The following is a 19,092-nucleotide window of genomic DNA, read 5'->3' on the forward strand; positions in this document are numbered from 1 at the left end:
AATCTTTATGAAATTAGAACAATTATTAAATGAGCATTTTGATGAGTTGAATAAAAATGAAAAAACAATTTGTCAAACAATTTTATCCAATAGAGAACGTTTTGCGCAATATACAAGTCAGGATTTTGCGGATAATTGTCATGTGTCAAGAGCTACCTTACTTCGCTTCTGTCGTAAAATAGGCTTAACATCTTTTTCAGATTTAAAACTATTGATAAAAGAAGAAACGCTGCCTTCACAAAGTGAAGAAAATATCTATGATATTTATCATGCGCTGATTGAAGAATTGAGAAAGTTTTCTTATCGTTCTATCTGTGAAAAAATATATCAAGCGAAAACGATTTATATTTATGGAACCGGAAATGAACAAAAAGCGTTGGCAGAAGAATGCAAAAGAATATTTCTAACAGTTGGTAAATGCGTCATTGATTTATTCGATGATGGCGAAGTAGAATTCATGAAGTATTCTTTTAAAAAAGATGATATGTTTTTTATTATATCATTATCAGGAGAAACAAAAGAGGGAATTCGTATATTAGAACATATTGCAGCAACGAAAATACAGCGTGTTTCAATAACACGTTTGGCCAATAATACCATATCTTCTCTTTGTGAAACAAACCTGTATGTTGCCACAAAAGTATTGGATCAGGATTATGAACTTGTGAGTGCTTTTTATGTTTTATTAGATTTGTTATTTATCAATTATCTGGATTATTGCAGGGAGGTGGATCATGAAAGTTGAAGAACTGATGAATCGCCATTATCAAAGCTTTAGTGAAAATGATAAATATATCGCGGCATGCATCTTACAGAATAAAGCTGATTGTATCCATTTATCGATTGAAGAATTTGGAGATAAATACCATGTTTCTAAAAGTTCACTATCACGGTTTTCACAAAAGCTGAAACTTCCAGGCTATAGTGAATTAAGGTCTATGCTGCGTATGGATCAGGGGAAAAACAAAGTAAATACATCATCATTTGTTGATGTGGCAATACATAATTACCATGCAATGATTGAGGACATGCGAAAAAAAGATATGACATCCTTATTTCAAAAATTTGATCAGGCACAGCGTATTTTGATTTTTGCAAGTGGGTATGCACAGGCAAAAGTTGCCAGTGAATGGAAACGTATCTTTTTACCAACACATAAAATTATTTATGATATTCATGGATATGATATGGCACAATCCTTTGCGAGAATGGCACAGCCAGCTGATTTAGTTTTATTAATATCATTAGATGGAGAATCTGAAGATGTATTAAAGATTGCTGAATACTTACGTTTGAACCAAATTCCAAGTGTATCCATCACAAAGATGAAAATGAATTCTCTCTCATTATTATGTAATGAAAATTTATATATTCACTCATTAAAAGTACCAGAAGAATATGGTGTAAATTATGAGATTACTACACCTTATTTTATTCTAATCGAGATGCTGTTTATTGAATATCAAAAATATATGCGTTATGAACATATTCCCACAAAATGAAAATAAGTTCAAAAAATGCACATCATTTTTAAAGGCTTGCACATTGTTGTAAGCCCTTTTTTTACGTGTTATCCTATAGATGTCAAAAGCAGGGAGGGATCTTGTGAAGAAGTTAATCATCTTTGATATTGACGGAACATTACGTGATGAACGTTTCGGAATACCAGCTTCAGCAATTTGGGCAATCAACAATTGTAAAGCAAATGGTCATGAACTTTGTCTGTGTACAGGGCGAAGTAAAGCAATGATACAGCCAGATATTTTAAAGCTTTCCATTCCTTGTCTGATTGCAGGAGGAGGATGCTATATAGAGTACGATGGCAACGTATTGCTTGACCAAAGATTTCAAACAAAACAAATCATGCAGGTATTGCATATAAGCAAAGCTAATGATTGTGCTTTGGCGATAGAAACAAAAACAAAAGTATTTATGAATGAAAAAGCTTGTGCGATTTTTCAAAAGATGAATAAAATGAAGCATAAAGAAAGTGATAAAAAAACTTATCAACAATATCAACAAAATGAGCAAATTCGATATGAAAATAACTTATCTCAATATGATGGAAAAGCTGTTCATAAAATCTGTTTATGGACAAATGGTACCGTTTTTAAACAAATACAAAGAGTGCTTCAAACGGATATGATGTTAGCACAGTCAGATACATATGAAAATATGCAGTATTATGAAATAATCTGTAGAGATTGCGGCAAAAAAGAAGCAGTTATGCGTGTTTGTAATTACTTGAATATTGATCAAAAACAGACAATTGCTTTTGGTGATGGGATGAATGATGCACAAATGTTAGCGTATTGTGAAACAGGAATTGCAATGGGAAATGCGGATGTACATGTATATCCATATGCAGATGCCATATGTGAATCTGTACAAGAAGATGGGATTTATCATGAATTAGTAAGAAGGAAAATCGTAGAAAGGAAGGAATGTTATGAAAAGACAGTGGTGGCAGAAGGAAGTTGTATATCAGATCTATCCAAAAAGTTTTAAAGATAGTAACCACGATGGAATCGGAGATATACAAGGCATTATTTCAAAATTAAACTATCTACAAGAATTGGGTGTTACGATGCTGTGGATCTGTCCGATTTTTCAATCTCCCATGGATGACAATGGGTATGATATCAGCGATTATTTTTCATTAGCGCCAGAATTTGGCACAATGGATGATTTAAAACAATTAATTGATGAAGCAAAAATAAAAGGCATTAAAATTATATTAGATCTGGTGATCAATCATACAAGTGATGAGCATCCATGGTTTCAGGAAGCATTAAAAAATCCAAATAGTAAATATCATGATTTCTATATTTTTAAACAAGGAACCCAAATACCAAATAACTGGCGTTCTGTTTTTGGTACAAGTGTGTGGGAGAAGGTAAAAGGAAGAGATGAATACTATTTACATTGTTTTGGGAAAAAGCAACCTGATTTAAACTGGGAAAATCCTGAAGTCAGAAAAACTTTGTATGAAATGGTGAATCAGTGGCTTGATTTTGGTATAGCAGGCTTTCGGGTAGATGCCATTACCTTCATAAAAAAAGATCAAAGCTATCAAAGTCGTAAAAGTGATGGTGTTGACCATCTTGTAAAATGTACAAAAACATGTCGTAATCAGCCTGGTATAGATAAGTTTCTAAAAGAATTGAAAGAAAATACCTTTGAAACTCATCATTGTGTCACAGTAGCTGAGGCACCAGGGGTGCAATATGATGAACTGGATGATTTTATTGGTGATCAAGGCTATTTCTCTATGATCTTTGATTTTAAACATGCGGATCTGGATGTTGCGAGTGGTTCTGAATGGTTTAAACGTGTTGACTGGACAATAAAAGATTTAAATACACGTATTATGACCTCACAACTTGCAATTCAAAAGGTTGGTTGGGCGGCAAATTTTATTGAAAATCATGATCAGCCAAGAGCCACTACAAAATATTTAAAAACGTTTGCCGAACATAAAGACGCTGTGAAAATGATGGGAGCCATGTATTTCTTCTTAAGAGGAACACCATTTATTTATCAAGGACAGGAACTTGGAATGATCAATGCAACACGCAACAGCATTGAAGAATTTAATGATATATCAAGTGTTGATCAATATCATCGATCTATACAGGAGGGATGTACACAACAGGAAGCATTACATTATATTAATTTAAGAAGTAGAGATAATACAAGAACACCATTCCCATGGAATGATGAGATCTATGGAGGATTCAGCGATCAAACACCATGGTTAGCAATGAATGATTCTTATACACGTATTAATGTAGAAGCACAACAATATGATAAAGAAAGCGTATTATCTTTTTATAAGGATATGATTACATTAAGGCAACACAGTAAATATCAGGAATGCTTGATTTATGGCGATATAGAACCAATAAAAAGCCATGAAAAAGTAATTGCATATAAACGGACAAGCAATTATGAATGTATTCACTGTTACTTCAATTTCTCAGATGAAGTGATTTCGCAAACATGTACATCAAATATAAAAACAGTAGTGTTAAACAATTTAAAGCATGCAGAATATAAAGAACATACCATTATATTACAACCATTTCAGGCATTATTGATAGAGGTAGAATAAGGAGGACATTATGAAAGATTATCATCGTATCGCACAGGAAATCATACAGGTAGTAGGAAAAGACAATATCCTATCCGCAACACATTGTGCAACAAGACTTCGTTTTATGGTAAAAGATCGTGACGCTATCAACGATAAAAAAGTAGAAGCAATCGAAGAAGTAAAGGGAGTGTTTTTTACTAGTGGACAATATCAAATTATTTTAGGCACAGGAATCGTTAACAAAGTATACGCTGAATTAGAAACGATAGGTTTACATACAGTATCCAAAAAGGAACAGGAAGAAGCAGTTAAAAATCAGGAAAAAGGCATAAAAAAACTCATGCGGATATTGGCAGATATCTTTGTGCCAATTATCCCGGTTATTGCGGCAACAGGTTTATTTCTAGGGTTAAAAGGCTGTATATTTAATGATAATGTTTTGGCATTATTTGGAGCTGACACAACACAGATTCCCACCTATATTCAAACACTTGTGACAGTACTTACCGATACTGCATTTGCATTTCTGCCAGCAATCATCACCTGGTCAGCATTTCGTGTTTTTCATGGAACACCGGTTATTGGACTTGTGATTGGATTGATGTTAGTTGCACCAGCTTTGCCAAACGCCTATGCGGTCGCTGATCCTAATAGTGGTGTGGAAGCAATTATGGCATTTGGTTTTATCCCGTTGGTTGGATGCCAAGGAAGTGTATTAACAGCAATCGTTACAGGATGGTTTGGCGCAACATTAGAAAAAAAATTAAGAAAGATAATGCCAAATGTATTAGATCTTATCTTTACACCATTCTTTGTAATGCTGATTACTATGCTGGTAATTTTATTAGGCGTGGGACCAATCATGCATACTATTGAACTTGGTATGGTTGGAATTATTGAAAATCTGATTCATTTACCATTTGGTATTGGTGGATTTATCATAGGATTTACATATCCTTTGGCTGTAATTACCGGTTTACATCATACCTATGTCATGATTGAAACATCCTTATTAGCCAATACAGGATTCAACCCTTTGATTACTTTATGTGCAATGTATGGATTTGCCAATGTTGGAACATGTTTAGCATTTTTTGTTAAAGCTAAAAAACAGAATATCAAACAAACTAGTATTGGCGCGATGCTGTCACAGTTGTTTGGAATAAGTGAACCAGTACTTTTTGGCATCCAGCTAAGATTTAATTTAAAGCCTTTATGTATCATGCTGTTTAGTTCAGGCATTGGTGCAGCTTTATTATCCATTATGAATATACAGTCAAATTCATATGGACTGGCAGTATTACCGTCTTATTTAATGTACATATATGAGGGACATCAGCTAATTTGGTATTTCTTGATTTCTCTATTCTCTACGATTTTGTGCTTTGTGTTAACTTGTTTATTTGGAATTCCACAAGAGGTAATGGTGGAAGATACAATTGCAGAAGAAAATGCTTATTTCATCGCCCCTGCCAGTGGAACATTCGTGCCACTTGAAAATGTGCCAGATGAAACTTTTGCAAAAAAGATGTTGGGAGATGGATTTGCGATAGATCTACAGGATGAATTCATCATTTCACCCGTTGCTGGGGAAGTCGTCACTGCTTTTCCAGATGGACATGCATTTGGAATTAAAGGCAAAGATGGGATGGAAATATTAATACACATAGGCATCAATACAGTAGATCTACAAGAAAGTTGCTTTACACCTCTGGTATCACTTAAAGAAAGTGTGAAACAAGGACAGCCAATAGTAAAGGTAGATTTGAAAAAATTAAAAGAATCAGGAAAATCAGGCATGACAATGATCATTTTTACCAATAAAGATAAACTTCAAATAGAAGCAGCAAATCAGATAACTGCAGGAAATAAAATGCATCTTTCTTTTTCATAAAAATCATAAATATTCTGTGTAGATGTAAAAAATCTGCACAGTTTTTTTTAAATTTACAAATTTAAGGTATCTTAAGCGTTTTTTTACAACTTGTATACAAACTCATGATATAATGAAACAAAACATGAAGGAGAACGGAATATGCAGGAAGTAAAAAGAAGTACACGTAAAAGAAAATTGAGGATCGATCGGGTATTGATATTATTATTGGTAATATTGATTCCTGTTGGTGTGATTTTGGGAATTGTAAAATTTTTAACAAGCAGTTCACCATATGCAAAATATGAAGAATATAATGAAGAAACAAAACTGGCTGGTTCCATGGAGCATGATACAAACGAGGTCGAGGATCAATATTATCTTTCTGTTTATTATCCAGAATTTAATATACCTGTATTGGATAAAAAAATTAAGGATTTTAAAGAAAAAGAACTATTGACCAATATCAAGCATGAGGGAATGCATTTCATCTGTGTTGATTATGACAGTGAACAGCTGTTTGATCGATTCACGACAGTAACATTTCATCAGATTGTAAAAGATAAAGATGATAAAGTCGTTGCGAAGAAAGATACTTCATTTAATTATGATAAGAAAACAGATAAAATCTTAGGTGTAAAAGATGTATTGCGCAGAGATTATTTAAATTTGTTAAATGATAAAGCAAAAACAGCGAAGCTGGATGTAAAATCATTAAAAAGCGATCAATTATCTAATTTTATTTTAGGTAAAAATGCAGTCACTTTCTATCTGAATGATAATCTTGATCAAAAGATGTCTGTAAATTATAAAGATAACAGCGCTTATATGAAGCTTGCGGATAAAAATATTCCTTCCTTATATCAGGGGAATGTAGAAACACCAAAAGCGCAGCCAAAAGTTGATCCAAATAAACCAATGGTTGCGATTACCTTTGATGATGGACCACATTATGAAAATACAGAAGAAATTATGAAAACGTTTGAAAAATATAATGGTCGTGCAACTTTCTTTATGTTAGGGAAAAATGTGGAAATCAATGCGGATATCGTAAAAGATGTATATAAACGCGGCTTTGAAATTGGAAACCATTCATGGGATCATGAAGATTTAAGAACATTAGATAAAAAAGGAGTTGTTTCAGAAATTTATGATACACAGGATGCTATTTATAAGCTGACAGGCTATGAACCAACATATTTCAGACCTCCTTATGGGGCATTAAATGAAACGGTATTGAATGCAAATCAAACCGGTTATGCATTCTGGGATGTAGATTCTCAGGACTGGATGCTGAAAGAAGCTGGTGCTATAAAAACTTCTGTAGTAAAATCCACAAAAGCTGGAAACATGGTCGTGCTTTTACATGATATCCACGATTTCTCTAAAGACAGTATTGAACCCATTTTAGCAGCCTTATCAAAAGATGGATATCAGTTTGTGACATATTCTACATTGATGCAGCATGAAAAAGATTACCTGTTGCAATTAGATGAAAATTATGGTGTGCCAAAAGATATCGCTAATGGCAAATAAGATTCGCAAGGAAAGTTTTGACTTTCCTTTTTATATGTTACAATGTAAGCAATAGGAAGAAGGAAAATACAATGAAACGAGAACTGGGAATTGCCAGATGTGGCCTGGCGTGCTGCTTATGTAGTGAAAATGAAACATGTAAAGGGTGTATAGAAGAAGACTGCGCAGATAAAATAAATTGTGAAAATCGTAAATGTGTCATCAATAAGCACCTTCATGCTTGTTATGAATGTGAAGAACCTTGTAGAAAAGGACTGCTTCAAAAGATAAAACCATATGGTTTTACATTGTTTATAAAACGATATGGATTAGAGAAATTATTAGATTGCTTAATGCGCAATGAACAAAATGGTATTGTATACCATCGACAAGGCATTGTTGGTGATTATGATGAGTTCGAGAATGTAGAAGATTTAATCACATTTATTTTAAAAGGAAAAAAAGAATGATTGTGGTAATTGAAAAAAGAGGAGAAAAAATTTATGAGTATTAAAATGATTGTAACGGATTTAGATGGTACCTTTTACCATCGTGATTTAACGTATGATAAAGCACGCTTTATGCGTCTATATGAAAAAATGAAACAGCAGGGTATTCACTTTGTGGTCGCTAGTGGTAATCAATATTATCAGTTAATATCTTTCTTTGATGAAATAAAAGATGAATTAACATTTGTATCAGAAAATGGTGCTTATATCGTTGATCAGGGAAAAGAACTATTTTCCACAGAAATAAAAAAGGATACTTTCAATAATATCTTAGATGTATTGGATCACTATCCATCTTTATTAACGATCGTTTGTGGAAAAGAAAGTGCATATACGTTAAAAAATATTAAAGATGAAGAGTATGCGTTTTATATAAATTATTTTCCAAGATTAAAGAAAGAGGATTCCCTTCATGAAATAGATGATCAAATATTAAAATTTGCTTTGGTGGCCAATGAAGATTTTGAACATGTATTATCACAATTGAAACAGGCTGTTGATGATCATATCAGCGTTGTAAGCAGCGGTCATGAAGATATCGATTTGATTGTGAAAGGCATCCATAAAGGTAATGCTGTCCAAATGCTGATGAAACAATGGCATATCAAACCAGAAGAAGTTATGGCATTTGGTGATGCTGGAAATGATGAAGAAATGCTTCGTATCGCTAAATATGGCTATGTAATGGAAAATGGCAGCCCGGATTTATTGGCGAAGTTTCATCGACATGCGCCACATCATGAATCAGATGGTGTATTAGAAATCATTGAACAATATTTCAATGATCCTGCCTCTATACTATAGGTGATTTATGATGACTTATGAAGATATGCAAAAGCAAATTGACCAATATAATTGGGATGATGTCTTTGAGTTTGTGAAAAACCTACTAAATGAGCCGTTATGTGATTTAGCATTAGCAATCAAGATATTTTATCTCGGTGATGGATATGGCTTTTTGATAAATGGAAACAGCTGTCAAAATGCTTGGAATACATTGATGCAGAAGCTGTATCAAGACATATTAGCAGGTAAATATAAAAATAATCATCCTTATGAGATACCACTCACAAAAGTTCAAGTATATAAGATGAAAAAGATGAATATTCCACCTGTTTTTTATGAAGGATATGAAGGTGATTAAATGAGTGAAAAATACAGTCAGATTATATCCTTATTTGAGCAGCATCGAAATGAGAAACAGGCGGAAGCAATGGCTGCCTATATGAAAAATCATTTTCGTTTTTTTGGAATTGGTAGTAAACAAAGAAAAGCATTAGAAAAAGATATTTTCAAAAAAGAGAAACAGTCTAAAGTGATCGATTGGGAATTTTTAAACCAGTGTTTTGATCATCCGCATCGTGAGATGCAATATGTTGTATCTGATTATCTGATGATGATGCAGAAATATTTGCATTATGAAGATATTGAGAGAATCGAATATTACGTTAGAAATAAACAATGGTGGGACAGTATTGATGCTTTTGATACCATCATAGGGGATATTGGCTTAAGTGATCAGCGAGTAAATCAAATCATGTTAAGCTGGTCATTAGATGAAAATATGTGGATGAGAAGGCTTGCGATTGACCATCAGCTGAATAGAAAAAATCAAACAAATAAGGAATTATTAGGTGAGATCATTGTTCATAACTTAAATAGTGATGAATTTTTCATCAATAAAGCAATTGGATGGAGTCTTCGTGAATATTCTAAAACAAACCCAACATGGGTAAAGGCGTTCATCAAGGAGCATCAGGAAGATATGTCGAAGCTCAGTATAAAAGAAGCAGGTAAATATTTGTGAAATATATATTATTAAAAGGAATGGATTATGATTACTTAGCTAATATAATCTATTCCTTTTTGCATATCTTATAAAAGTCATGGTCATATATGAATAGTGAAATGGTAAAAAAAATAATTATTTGTGGTTTAAATATACCTTGAAATTAATTATGTAAAGGTTTTTTTTACTTTTTTCAAAATAATTTAGGATTTTCACTATAAAAATACGTATGTATATAAGTGGAGGTGAAAAAAATGAAATGTCTTAGATGTGGAAATACAGACCCAGTCTACTTCTATCAGGATCAAGATGTCTGGTATTGTCGAAAGTGCATCGCCTTTGGACGTGTGAATGTGAATGAGTTACTGCCGCGTAAACAATATCAAAGAAAACGGCATACTTGTCACCCACAGTTAAAGTATCCATTGACACCAGCTCAGAAAAAGGCAAGTGATGAGTTAAGAAGAAATTTGACATTAAAACAAGACAGCCTGGTTTTTGCATGTTGTGGAGCGGGAAAAACAGAGATTGTGATGGAAGCAATCGCTGATTATTTAGCAATGGGGAAAAAAGTTGGTTTTGCGATATCGAGAAGACAAGTTGTATTAGAAATAGCTGAACGTATGCAGGAAGCTTTTCCATCTCTTAGTGTCATTGCGGTATGTGAAGGATATACCGATATTGTGGACGGCGATTTAATTATTTGTACTATGCATCAATTGTATCGATATCATCAGACCTTTGATCTGCTAATCATGGATGAAGTCGATGCTTTTCCTTACAGGGGCAACGCGATATTGAAAGCAATTGCTATGCATGCATGTGTCGGTGAGAAAATCTATCTTACTGCCACTCCAGATGATGAGATGCGAAAGGAGGTATCTGCCCACCATTTAAACATGGTAGAATTATTTCAAAGACCACATGGATACCCTTTGATTGTACCGGAAGTAAAACGAGGATATAGCTGGATGCAGATTACATACCTGCTGCTTTTTCTAAAATCACAAAGAAAAGCAAAGATACAGACTTTGGTGTTTGTGCCAACGATTCGTATCGCCCATCGTTTAACCCGCTTTCTATCCTTGAAATATGCTTGCTGTGCATTTACATCTAAGACAGAAAACAAAGAAAAAATCATAAAAGAATTCCATGAAGGGGCCTATGAGTTTCTTGTCGCAACAACCGTATTAGAACGAGGAATCACCATTAAAGGGATTTATGTAGTGATTTTGTTTGCTGATCATCCTGTATTCAATGAAGCCAGTCTGATACAGATGATTGGGCGGGTAGGAAGAAGTATAGAAATGCCCACAGGAAAAGGTTTGTTTCTTTGTAAGCGGAAAACGAAGGATATTACGCAATGTATTACATCATTAAGAAAGATGAATGAAGGTGGTTAAATGAAACAGGAGCGCTGTTTATATTGTTTTGAGAATATTCAAAACAATTTATCATTTCACGACTGGTTAAGACAGGATGATGTTTTATGTGGAAAATGTAAATCAAAGCTGCATGTACTTCAGTTAGATACCCAATTAGAAAAAATGCCTTTACATATTCTATATGAATACAATGAAACAATGGAGAGTATGATCTTTCAGATGAAAGAGGGCAGAGATATTGCTCTGGCTCCTGTGTTTTTTCATTCATTTAGAAAAAAGATTATCGACAGATATCGACATAGTACCATTGTGCTTTTGCCAAGCAGTAAAGAGAAGTACGCAGAACGTGGGTTTCAGCCAGTAAAGGAAATGTTGAAAGGTATTCCCATGAACATTGTAGAACCATTTTATAAGAGTGAAGATCATAAACAATCTTTACAAAGCTTTGAAGAAAGGGTACATATCGATCGTATTATTCAACGTGATTACAAGATTTCTTTACCTAAAACCCCTTTGCTTTTGTTAGATGATGTATGTACAAGCGGTTCTTCGTTAAAAAGAGCATATGATTTGATAAAAGAGCATACATATAAAATAGAGGCGCTGGTCTTATGTGCGCATCCTTTATTTGTCGAATCCTGCGATAAAAAAGGTTTGCGGCATCGTAAAAGTTTCTCTATACTTGAAACTGTAGTAAGAAATGGAAGGTGAAGTTTATGAAAGGCAAAGTAAAATGGTTTAACACAGAAAAGGGGTATGGTTTTATCTCGACAGAAGATGGCAAAGATATCTTTGTTCATTATTCTCATATCTTACAGGATGGATACAAATCTTTGGATGAAGGACAACCTGTTTCCTTCGATATTGTAGAAGTCGATAAGGGATTACAGGCCAGAAATGTAGAAAAATGTTAAAAAGATGAGGTGTTTCCAATTGTAGAAACGCCTTTCTTTATATTGTGTAAACGATTACATATGCTGCTTTGAAAGTTAATTTCCAAATTTTGTATAAGGGTAGTTGCGGGATCGGTACCATTCAGTTATAATGCTTACGTGTTTTTTTAACACGAGGAGGAGTACGATGAAAAAACTGGCAGTAGTATTAGAATCAGCTGGTAATTTTCGTTTCCAGACAATAGAAAATGAACATGTTTTTTTGTTAAAGACGAAAAGAACTAGTGAATTAGAAACAACAGTTGACTCTTTATTGGATACATATGAAGAAGTGATTGCTTTAACTGATCTACAGGATTATTATGAAGCAAATAAACATCTGATTAATGATTTCAATGGACGTTTTATGATCATGAAGCTAAATGATGAAAAAGAGATTCATGAGGCACTAACGTTCATGAGCAGCTATACAAAACAAGAATTGAAATGCGGCGAGCAGTCTATGATTTTTCATGTCGCCAAAAGACAGCAGGAAAGAGCATAAGTTATTCTTATGCTTTTTTTCAAAAGAATAAGTACGGACAAAAGAAAGCGGTTCTACACTATAGGAAAAATTACAGAAAACTTTTGTGAAAAAAATGTAAATTATGAATATAGTGCATTGATTTTTGGAAAAAAAGTGTCTATAATGAACGTATGCAGTTGAGTAGCATAGAAAGGTATAGGGTTTTTAAGCAATGCAAGGAAAAGTTAAAATGTTCAACCAGGAAAAAGGATTCGGGTTCATCACATTAGATGATGGCAAAGATGTATTTTTCCACTATTCACAATTAATGATGGATGGATTTAAAACAATCGAAAACGACGCAAAAGTTGAATTCGAAGTTGTTGAAACAGATAGAGGTTTACAGGCTCACAATATCGTTAAACTTTAATTATCTGAAAAAACGGGCTTTGCCTGTTTTTTTTGTTTGATAGTTGCCTCGTTTGTGATACAATGTTAAGGTATTATGAGTTCACTATATATTATAAAGATGAGATTAAGATACATGGAGGTTATGTATGGCAAATGTATTTGAACGCTTATTCAGCGGAGAAAAGAAAATACTGCACGGTTTGGAAAAAACAGCTGATGCAGTTATCGCACTTGCAGATAAAATGGCTGCAATGAGTGATGATGAATTAAAACAGCAGACACAGATATTCAGAGATAGATTGGCAAATGGTGAAACACTGGATGATATTCAGGTAGAAGCTTTTGCTGTAGCTCGAGAAGCTGCAAAACGTACAATAGGAGAATTCCCTTATAAAGTACAGATCATGGGTGCAGCTGCAATGCATGGCGGTGATATCGCTGAAATGAAAACAGGTGAAGGTAAAACCTTGACTTCTACAATGTGTGTGTATTTAAATGCCTTGGAAGGCAAAGGTGTACACGTTATCACAGTCAATGACTATCTAGCAGGACGTGATGCAGAATGGATGGGACAGATTTATCGATTCTTAGGATTAAGTGTTGGTGTCAATTCCAGACCATTAACACCAAGTGAAAAACGTGCAGCTTACGAATGTGATGTTACATATACAACCAATTCAGAGCTAGGATTTGACTATCTGCGTGACAACATGGTTACTGATGTAAAAGATCGTGTATTACGTGGATTGCATGTCGCAATCGTCGATGAAGTCGATTCTATCTTGATTGATGAATCCAGAACACCATTGATTATTAGTGGTGGTGCTAAGAAAACAGCAAACCTTTATTTACAGGCAGATGCTTTTGCAAAGTCTTTAAAAGGCGATGACTATGAAATCGATGAAAAGACAAGACAAATCATGCTGACAGAAAAAGGTGTAGCAACAGCAGAACGCCGTTTTAAGATCAAAAACCTGTATGATATTGAACATACACAGCTGGTTCACCATATCACACAGGCATTAAAAGCAAACTATATTATGAAAAATGAAGTAGAATATGTGGTACAGGATGATGAAATCGTAATCGTTGACCAGTTTACAGGTCGTACAATGCCTGGCCGTGCTTATTCTGATGGATTACATCAGGCAATTGAAGCCAAAGAGGGTGTAAGCATCAAAGAAGAAACAAGTACACTTGCGACTATCACATATCAGAACTTCTTCCGTCTATATGATAAACTTGCCGGTATGACTGGTACAGCGAAAACCGAAGAAGAAGAATTCTTAGATATCTATAACATGCGTGTTATTGTGATTCCAACAAACCGTCCAGTTGCTCGTATTGACTATCCAGATGCAATCTTTGCAAATGAACGTTTGAAGTTTAATGCACTTGTGGAAGAAGTAAAAGAACTGTATGAAAAAGGACAGCCAGTACTGGTTGGTACAATTTCCGTTGAAAAGAGTGAATTGGTTCACCAGTTATTAACGAAAATGCATATTCCTCACGAAGTGCTGAATGCAAAGAACCATGCTAGAGAAGCCGATATTATCGCCAAAGCAGGTCGTGTGAAATCTGTAACGATCGCAACCAATATGGCAGGTCGTGGTACCGATATTAAATTAACGGAAGAATCAAGAGCATTGGGTGGCTTAGCGGTTATTGGTAGTGAACGTCATGAATCAAGACGTATCGATAACCAGTTGCGTGGACGTAGTGGTCGTCAAGGAGATCCTGGTTTCTCTCGTTTCTATGTATCTTTGAAGGATGAACTGATGGTTCGTTTCGGTGGAGAAAAAGTAGAAAAATTATTTAATGCATTAGGTGATCAGCAGATCGAATCTAAGATGGTCACAAAATCTATTTCTCAGGCACAGAAACGTGTCGAAGGTTATAACTTTGATGTTCGTAAACAATTATTGGATTATGATGATGTTTTGCGTAAACAGCGTGAAATCATGTATGAACAAAGAAATTATGTTTTAGAAAATGAAGATGTACATGGTGTTGTGCATGATATGATTGACCGTGTTATCCAAAACGTTGTGGAAGCAAATACAGATAAAAATAAACGTGATGATAATGTTGATTATGCTGGTGTGATTCAGGGTATGGAAATGCTTGGATTAGAACCAACAGAAAATGTAGCATTAGAAGAAATCCGTGGAAAATCTACAGATGAAACAGCTAAATATTGTGCTGATAAAATTTGGAATCTGTATGATGGAAAAGTTGCGGATATTCGTGAACAATTTACATCATTTGAAAGAACCATCGTTTTACGTAACATGGATCGTAACTGGATCGAACATATCGATATGATGGATAAATTAAGAAATGGTATTCATTTACGTTCTTATGCACAAAACAATCCTTTACAGGCTTATATTGAAGAAGGATATGAAATGTTTGAGGATATGATGAGTCGTATCGCAAGAGAAGTTGTATTCTTTGCGTTGAAGGTTCAGATACAAAGACAAAATGCGTAGGAGGAATCGCCTATGGAACTATATGAAATAAAACAAGGAGTGAATACTCACCGGGAGAAATTAGATTCTCTTGGTGAGTCACTTTGACTTAGCTGAAAAAAAACATAAGATTGCGGAATTAGACAGTCGTACTTTAGAAGAAGGATTTTGGAATGATCCATCTCATGCACAAGGGATTATCCGTCAGTTAAATGGATTGAAGGATATCGTTGGTGCATATGAAAAACTAAATGCCACGCTTTCTTCATTAGAAGAAACTGGTGAACTTTTAAAGGACGATTTTGATCCGGAAATATTTGAACTGTATGAAATGGAATATCAGGAAATGGAAACTGCTTTTGATGACTTTGAAATCAAGGTATTGTTATCTCATGAATATGATCATTCTAGTGCTATTTTAGAATTACATCCTGGAGCTGGAGGAACAGAATCCTGTGACTGGGCAGATATGTTATATCGTATGTATTCTAGATGGGCGGAAAAGAAAGGCTTTAAAGTGTCTGTATTGGATTATCTGGCAGGTGATGAAGCTGGAATCAAATCCATAACCTTCTTAGTAGAGGGGGATATGGCGTATGGATATTTAAAAGCTGAGAAAGGTGTTCATCGTTTAGTACGTATCTCACCATTTGATGCAGGAGGCAGAAGACATACTTCATTTGCGTCCTTAGATGTAATGCCACAGTTCAATGATGAAATTGAAATTGATATCAAACCAGAAGATTTGATTGTGGAAACAAAACGTGCCAGTGGTGCAGGTGGTCAGCATATCAATAAAACAGATAGTGCCGTACGTATGGTCCATAAACCAACAGGTTTGGTAGCAACATGTCAAAACGGCCGCAGTCAGCATGAAAACCGTGAAGAGGCTTTACGTGTGTTAAAGAGTCGTTTATATCAAAAGCTGATTGAAGAGCAGGAAGCAAAACTAGCAGAAATCAAAGGTGAACAAAAAGCGATTGAATGGGGTTCCCAGATAAGAAGCTATGTTTTCCATCCATACAGTATGGTAAAAGACCATAGAACCAACTATGAAACTAATGATGTACAGGGTGTTATGGATGGTAATTTAGATGGATTTATTTTCGCATATTTAAAATCATTAATTCGATAGAATCTGGAGAAATTCAGATTCTTTTTATTTTCCATGCTTTTTTATATGTTCGTGTTATAATAACAGGTGGGCAAAATAAATCAGGAGTGTGTAAATATGTCAAAAGGTATGAAAGAGAATATGATCTCTATTTTAATGATGATCGCAGGTAATTTCGTGATTGCAGCAGGTGTCGCATTATTTATATTCCCATTGAATATATTAAGTGGCGGTGTCGCAGGGATCGCAGTAGCGATTGAACCAATATTTCATTTAGATAAAACATTGGTAGTAAATGCTTTGACCATTGGTCTATACATCGTTGGAGCATGCACATTAGGTAAAAAGTTTGCGTTAAAGACAATGATTAGTACAATTATTTATCCGTTTTTTATCACATTCACAACTTTTATTCTAAAAGATGTTACGATTACAACCAATCCATTGTTAGGTTCTCTATATGGCGGTATCTGTATAGGTATTGGCATTGGTTTGGTATATCGTGTTGGTGGCAGTACAGGAGGCATGGATATTCCTCCCCTTGTGATTAATAAATATACAGGAATCCCTTTACCGACTTTGGTTATGTGTGTAGATGGCTTAACTGTGATCTTAGGTGCTAGTACCTATGGCGTAGAAGCCGCAATGATTGGTTTGATTTCCGTATGGATCTGTGGGCAAATGATTGATAAGGTCATATCATTTGGAGGACATGATGCAAAACAAATCATGATCATTACAGAGAAACGAGAAGAAATGATCAAAGAGATATTTAAAGAAATTGATCGCGGTATCACGATTTTACAGGCAAAAGGAGCCTATACAAATACCGATAAACCAGTTATCATGATTGTCGTTTATAAAAAACAGTTTGCGACCTTGAATCATGTGATTTCTATGATAGATCCAGAAGCCTTTGTGGTTGTCAGTGATGTAAATGAAGTGCAAGGAGAAGGCTTTACGTATCAACAAGAATTATAAAAAACTAAATAAAAAAGGAAGTATAAAATCATGAATTTATCATTGTTTGATTTTATACTTCCTTTTCCTTTATAAGAATTGAAAAATATGAACTTTTTTGTTTACAATTTTCCATTCGGTCAGATTTTCACTTTTCATTCGGTCTAATTTCTACTTTTCATTCGGTCAGATTTTGATTTTTCATTCGGTCAGATTTTTGATTTTATCATATAATGTATACGTATCTTTTTGATTAGCAAGGTTAAAAAGATATACATTATCCTTTGTTTGTGCCTTGATATAAGAAGAATTATCAGTATATAAATAAGCCCTGCATTTTCCGATTTCATCAAATTTGGCATCACCCACAATATAATGCGAAGTAGCTTCACCAGCACCTTGTTTCTTTCCAGCAGGAAGTTTTTGTTCATAGTAATGGATAGATTGAATATCTTTACAAGAAACAACATCGCCTATTGCGCCATGAAAGTTAATAGAATCTTTTTCTAATGTAATGGTAAAAGCAGTATGTTGTTCATTTTTCTGATTAGACTGATACAAGAATAAACCACATACGCACAGCATCAATAGGATGATAGCTGTGAAAAAAATTGTAATGATACGTTTTGTTGATTTATCATCCATGAAATTGCCTCCATTCGTTACCTATAATATAACATATTTCATGCTTTTCTTATATATCTGATTGCAGAGAAAAAGATGTTACTATATAATAATAGACAAAAGGTACGAGGAGATAAATGTATGATATTAGAAGAATTTGATACAAATGATACAGCGTTGTTTAACCCTGAGGATATCGTAAAGCCATTAGAGAACTGTCCTAAAACAGTAGTGACCTGTTTTGCGAATGACTTGATTGAACATGCATTATCGATTTTTAAATGTGAAATCATAAGTTGTATTTCATCCGCAAATGGAAAACTTCCAATATATAGAATAAATGTAGATGGACAGGAAATTGGATTGTTTATGTCTGCTGTTGGAGCATCGGCTTGTGTTTCGGAATATGAGGAATTGTTTGCGATGGGTGTAGAAACAATTGTGGTTTTTGGCACATGTGGGGTTTTGGATGCGACAATTCATGATTGTGCTATTATATTGCCTGATGCAGCAATACGTGATGAAGGCTGCAGCTATCATTATGTTAAAGCAAGTGATGAAATTATGGTCAATCATGACACCCTTGATCGAATGAAAAAGTTCTTTGATGAATGTAAACTTCATTATCATGTGGGGAAAGTATGGACAACGGATGCGCCTTATCGTGAAACAAGAGCGAAAATCGCAAAACGTAAAGAACAGGGATGTATATGTGTGGATATGGAATGTTCTGCAATTGCGGCTTTGGCATCTTTTCGTAAAAAAAGAATTGCTCAATTTTTTTATTCAGCGGATAATCTGGGAAAAGAAGAGTATGAAATGCGCAGTTTAAAGAATGAAGAAAACTTTGATGTAAAAAAAGAAATCTTAAAATTAGCAGTACAGCTCGCAAAGAATCTGTCATAGGTTACAGGGTGTGGAAAACTTTCCACCCTGTTTTTCGTATC

Annotated in this window: 20 protein-coding genes; 19 read left to right on the forward strand and 1 reads right to left on the reverse strand. The window is 34.4% G+C overall.

Going from position 1 to position 19,092, the window contains the following annotated elements:
* Positions 1 to 7: 7 nt before the first annotated feature.
* From DW114_RS06205 to DW114_RS06290, 18 genes are all read left to right on the forward strand, one after another.
* The gene (locus DW114_RS06205) at positions 8 to 745 is read left to right on the forward strand and encodes a MurR/RpiR family transcriptional regulator (protein ID WP_117452906.1); all 738 of its coding nucleotides are present in this window, start codon (positions 8 to 10) and stop codon (positions 743 to 745) included.
* Positions 735 to 1,502: a MurR/RpiR family transcriptional regulator gene (locus DW114_RS06210; RefSeq protein ID WP_117452907.1), complete on the forward strand. Its 768-nt coding sequence runs from the start codon at positions 735 to 737 to the stop codon at positions 1,500 to 1,502. The genes DW114_RS06205 and DW114_RS06210 overlap by 11 nt, the downstream gene beginning before the upstream one ends.
* A 103-nt stretch (positions 1,503 to 1,605) precedes the next feature.
* A complete protein-coding gene (locus DW114_RS06215; RefSeq protein ID WP_158552196.1) occupies positions 1,606 to 2,508 on the forward strand; it encodes an HAD family hydrolase in 903 nt (300 codons plus the stop codon).
* The gene (locus DW114_RS06220) at positions 2,450 to 4,114 is read left to right on the forward strand and encodes an alpha-glucosidase (protein ID WP_117452909.1); all 1,665 of its coding nucleotides are present in this window, start codon (positions 2,450 to 2,452) and stop codon (positions 4,112 to 4,114) included. The genes DW114_RS06215 and DW114_RS06220 overlap by 59 nt, the downstream gene beginning before the upstream one ends.
* A 10-nt stretch (positions 4,115 to 4,124) precedes the next feature.
* Positions 4,125 to 5,990: a PTS beta-glucoside transporter subunit IIBCA gene (locus DW114_RS06225; protein ID WP_117452910.1), complete on the forward strand. Its 1,866-nt coding sequence runs from the start codon at positions 4,125 to 4,127 to the stop codon at positions 5,988 to 5,990.
* Positions 5,991 to 6,131: 141 nt separating this feature from the next.
* Positions 6,132 to 7,505, forward strand: coding sequence for a polysaccharide deacetylase family protein (locus DW114_RS06230; protein WP_117452911.1), 1,374 nt, complete (start codon positions 6,132 to 6,134; stop codon positions 7,503 to 7,505).
* A 71-nt stretch (positions 7,506 to 7,576) separates the two neighbouring features.
* The gene (locus tag DW114_RS06235) at positions 7,577 to 7,954 is read left to right on the forward strand and encodes a DUF3795 domain-containing protein (RefSeq protein ID WP_117452912.1); all 378 of its coding nucleotides are present in this window, start codon (positions 7,577 to 7,579) and stop codon (positions 7,952 to 7,954) included.
* Positions 7,955 to 7,987: 33 nt separating this feature from the next.
* The gene (locus DW114_RS06240; protein WP_117452913.1) at positions 7,988 to 8,797 is read left to right on the forward strand and encodes a Cof-type HAD-IIB family hydrolase; all 810 of its coding nucleotides are present in this window, start codon (positions 7,988 to 7,990) and stop codon (positions 8,795 to 8,797) included.
* A gap of 10 nt (positions 8,798 to 8,807) precedes the next feature.
* Positions 8,808 to 9,137 carry a DUF4274 domain-containing protein gene (locus DW114_RS06245; protein ID WP_158552197.1) on the forward strand — a complete coding sequence of 110 codons (330 nt, stop codon included), beginning with the start codon at positions 8,808 to 8,810 and terminating at the stop codon, positions 9,135 to 9,137.
* The gene (locus DW114_RS06250; protein WP_117452915.1) at positions 9,138 to 9,800 is read left to right on the forward strand and encodes a DNA alkylation repair protein; all 663 of its coding nucleotides are present in this window, start codon (positions 9,138 to 9,140) and stop codon (positions 9,798 to 9,800) included.
* Between the two features lie 236 nt (positions 9,801 to 10,036).
* On the forward strand, positions 10,037 to 11,185 hold the full coding sequence (locus tag DW114_RS06255; protein ID WP_117452916.1) for a helicase-related protein: 1,149 nt from the start codon (positions 10,037 to 10,039) through the stop codon (positions 11,183 to 11,185).
* The gene (locus tag DW114_RS06260) at positions 11,186 to 11,878 is read left to right on the forward strand and encodes a ComF family protein (RefSeq protein WP_178695145.1); all 693 of its coding nucleotides are present in this window, start codon (positions 11,186 to 11,188) and stop codon (positions 11,876 to 11,878) included. It begins immediately after the preceding gene.
* 5 nt (positions 11,879 to 11,883) lie between these two features.
* Positions 11,884 to 12,081, forward strand: coding sequence for a cold-shock protein (locus DW114_RS06265; protein WP_117452917.1), 198 nt, complete (start codon positions 11,884 to 11,886; stop codon positions 12,079 to 12,081).
* A 166-nt stretch (positions 12,082 to 12,247) separates the two neighbouring features.
* Positions 12,248 to 12,604: a hypothetical protein gene (locus tag DW114_RS06270; RefSeq protein WP_117452918.1), complete on the forward strand. Its 357-nt coding sequence runs from the start codon at positions 12,248 to 12,250 to the stop codon at positions 12,602 to 12,604.
* A gap of 193 nt (positions 12,605 to 12,797) precedes the next feature.
* Positions 12,798 to 12,995, forward strand: coding sequence for a cold-shock protein (locus DW114_RS06275; protein WP_117452919.1), 198 nt, complete (start codon positions 12,798 to 12,800; stop codon positions 12,993 to 12,995).
* A 127-nt stretch (positions 12,996 to 13,122) separates the two neighbouring features.
* Positions 13,123 to 15,468 carry a preprotein translocase subunit SecA gene (secA, locus tag DW114_RS06280; protein WP_117452920.1) on the forward strand — a complete coding sequence of 782 codons (2,346 nt, stop codon included), beginning with the start codon at positions 13,123 to 13,125 and terminating at the stop codon, positions 15,466 to 15,468.
* 12 nt (positions 15,469 to 15,480) lie between these two features.
* Positions 15,481 to 16,582, forward strand: a protein-coding gene (gene prfB, locus DW114_RS06285; RefSeq protein ID WP_117452921.1) for a peptide chain release factor 2 whose coding sequence is annotated in 2 segments (ribosomal slippage) — positions 15,481 to 15,552 and positions 15,554 to 16,582 — 1,101 coding nt in all. Because the reading frame shifts where the segments join, the coding sequence is not laid out codon by codon here.
* Between the two features lie 96 nt (positions 16,583 to 16,678).
* Complete coding sequence (locus DW114_RS06290; RefSeq protein WP_117452922.1) at positions 16,679 to 17,542, forward strand: YitT family protein; 864 nt, start codon at positions 16,679 to 16,681, stop codon at positions 17,540 to 17,542.
* 180 nt (positions 17,543 to 17,722) lie between these two features.
* Here the strand turns inward: DW114_RS06290 and DW114_RS06295 are convergent, their stop codons facing one another.
* A complete protein-coding gene (locus tag DW114_RS06295; RefSeq protein ID WP_117452923.1) occupies positions 17,723 to 18,166 on the reverse strand; it encodes a hypothetical protein in 444 nt (147 codons plus the stop codon).
* 120 nt (positions 18,167 to 18,286) lie between these two features.
* Between DW114_RS06295 and DW114_RS06300 the strand changes: the two genes are divergently transcribed.
* A complete protein-coding gene (locus tag DW114_RS06300) occupies positions 18,287 to 19,051 on the forward strand; it encodes a nucleoside phosphorylase (protein ID WP_117452924.1) in 765 nt (254 codons plus the stop codon).
* Positions 19,052 to 19,092 lie beyond the last annotated feature (41 nt).

Source organism: Absiella sp. AM09-50 (assembly GCF_003433845.1).
Classification (GTDB): domain Bacteria; phylum Bacillota_I; class Bacilli_A; order Erysipelotrichales; family Erysipelotrichaceae; genus Hoskinsella; species Hoskinsella hominis.

What these genes read in the sequence shown, in the direction of transcription:
- DW114_RS06205 (WP_117452906.1), top strand. Translation starts at nt 8, where the DNA reads ATGAAATTAGAACAATTATTAAATGAGCATTTTGATGAGTTGAATAAA.
- DW114_RS06210 (WP_117452907.1), top strand. Translation starts at nt 735, where the DNA reads ATGAAAGTTGAAGAACTGATGAATCGCCATTATCAAAGCTTTAGTGAA.
- DW114_RS06220 (WP_117452909.1), top strand. Translation starts at nt 2,450, where the DNA reads ATGAAAAGACAGTGGTGGCAGAAGGAAGTTGTATATCAGATCTATCCA.
- DW114_RS06225 (WP_117452910.1), top strand. Translation starts at nt 4,125, where the DNA reads ATGAAAGATTATCATCGTATCGCACAGGAAATCATACAGGTAGTAGGA.
- DW114_RS06230 (WP_117452911.1), top strand. Translation starts at nt 6,132, where the DNA reads ATGCAGGAAGTAAAAAGAAGTACACGTAAAAGAAAATTGAGGATCGAT.
- DW114_RS06235 (WP_117452912.1), top strand. Translation starts at nt 7,577, where the DNA reads ATGAAACGAGAACTGGGAATTGCCAGATGTGGCCTGGCGTGCTGCTTA.
- DW114_RS06240 (WP_117452913.1), top strand. Translation starts at nt 7,988, where the DNA reads ATGAGTATTAAAATGATTGTAACGGATTTAGATGGTACCTTTTACCAT.
- DW114_RS06245 (WP_158552197.1), top strand. Translation starts at nt 8,808, where the DNA reads ATGACTTATGAAGATATGCAAAAGCAAATTGACCAATATAATTGGGAT.
- DW114_RS06250 (WP_117452915.1), top strand. Translation starts at nt 9,138, where the DNA reads ATGAGTGAAAAATACAGTCAGATTATATCCTTATTTGAGCAGCATCGA.
- DW114_RS06255 (WP_117452916.1), top strand. Translation starts at nt 10,037, where the DNA reads ATGAAATGTCTTAGATGTGGAAATACAGACCCAGTCTACTTCTATCAG.
- DW114_RS06260 (WP_178695145.1), top strand. Translation starts at nt 11,186, where the DNA reads ATGAAACAGGAGCGCTGTTTATATTGTTTTGAGAATATTCAAAACAAT.
- DW114_RS06265 (WP_117452917.1), top strand. Translation starts at nt 11,884, where the DNA reads ATGAAAGGCAAAGTAAAATGGTTTAACACAGAAAAGGGGTATGGTTTT.
- DW114_RS06270 (WP_117452918.1), top strand. Translation starts at nt 12,248, where the DNA reads ATGAAAAAACTGGCAGTAGTATTAGAATCAGCTGGTAATTTTCGTTTC.
- DW114_RS06275 (WP_117452919.1), top strand. Translation starts at nt 12,798, where the DNA reads ATGCAAGGAAAAGTTAAAATGTTCAACCAGGAAAAAGGATTCGGGTTC.
- secA (WP_117452920.1), top strand. Translation starts at nt 13,123, where the DNA reads ATGGCAAATGTATTTGAACGCTTATTCAGCGGAGAAAAGAAAATACTG.
- DW114_RS06290 (WP_117452922.1), top strand. Translation starts at nt 16,679, where the DNA reads ATGTCAAAAGGTATGAAAGAGAATATGATCTCTATTTTAATGATGATC.
- DW114_RS06295 (WP_117452923.1), bottom strand. Translation starts at nt 18,166, where the DNA reads ATGGATGATAAATCAACAAAACGTATCATTACAATTTTTTTCACAGCT.
- DW114_RS06300 (WP_117452924.1), top strand. Translation starts at nt 18,287, where the DNA reads ATGATATTAGAAGAATTTGATACAAATGATACAGCGTTGTTTAACCCT.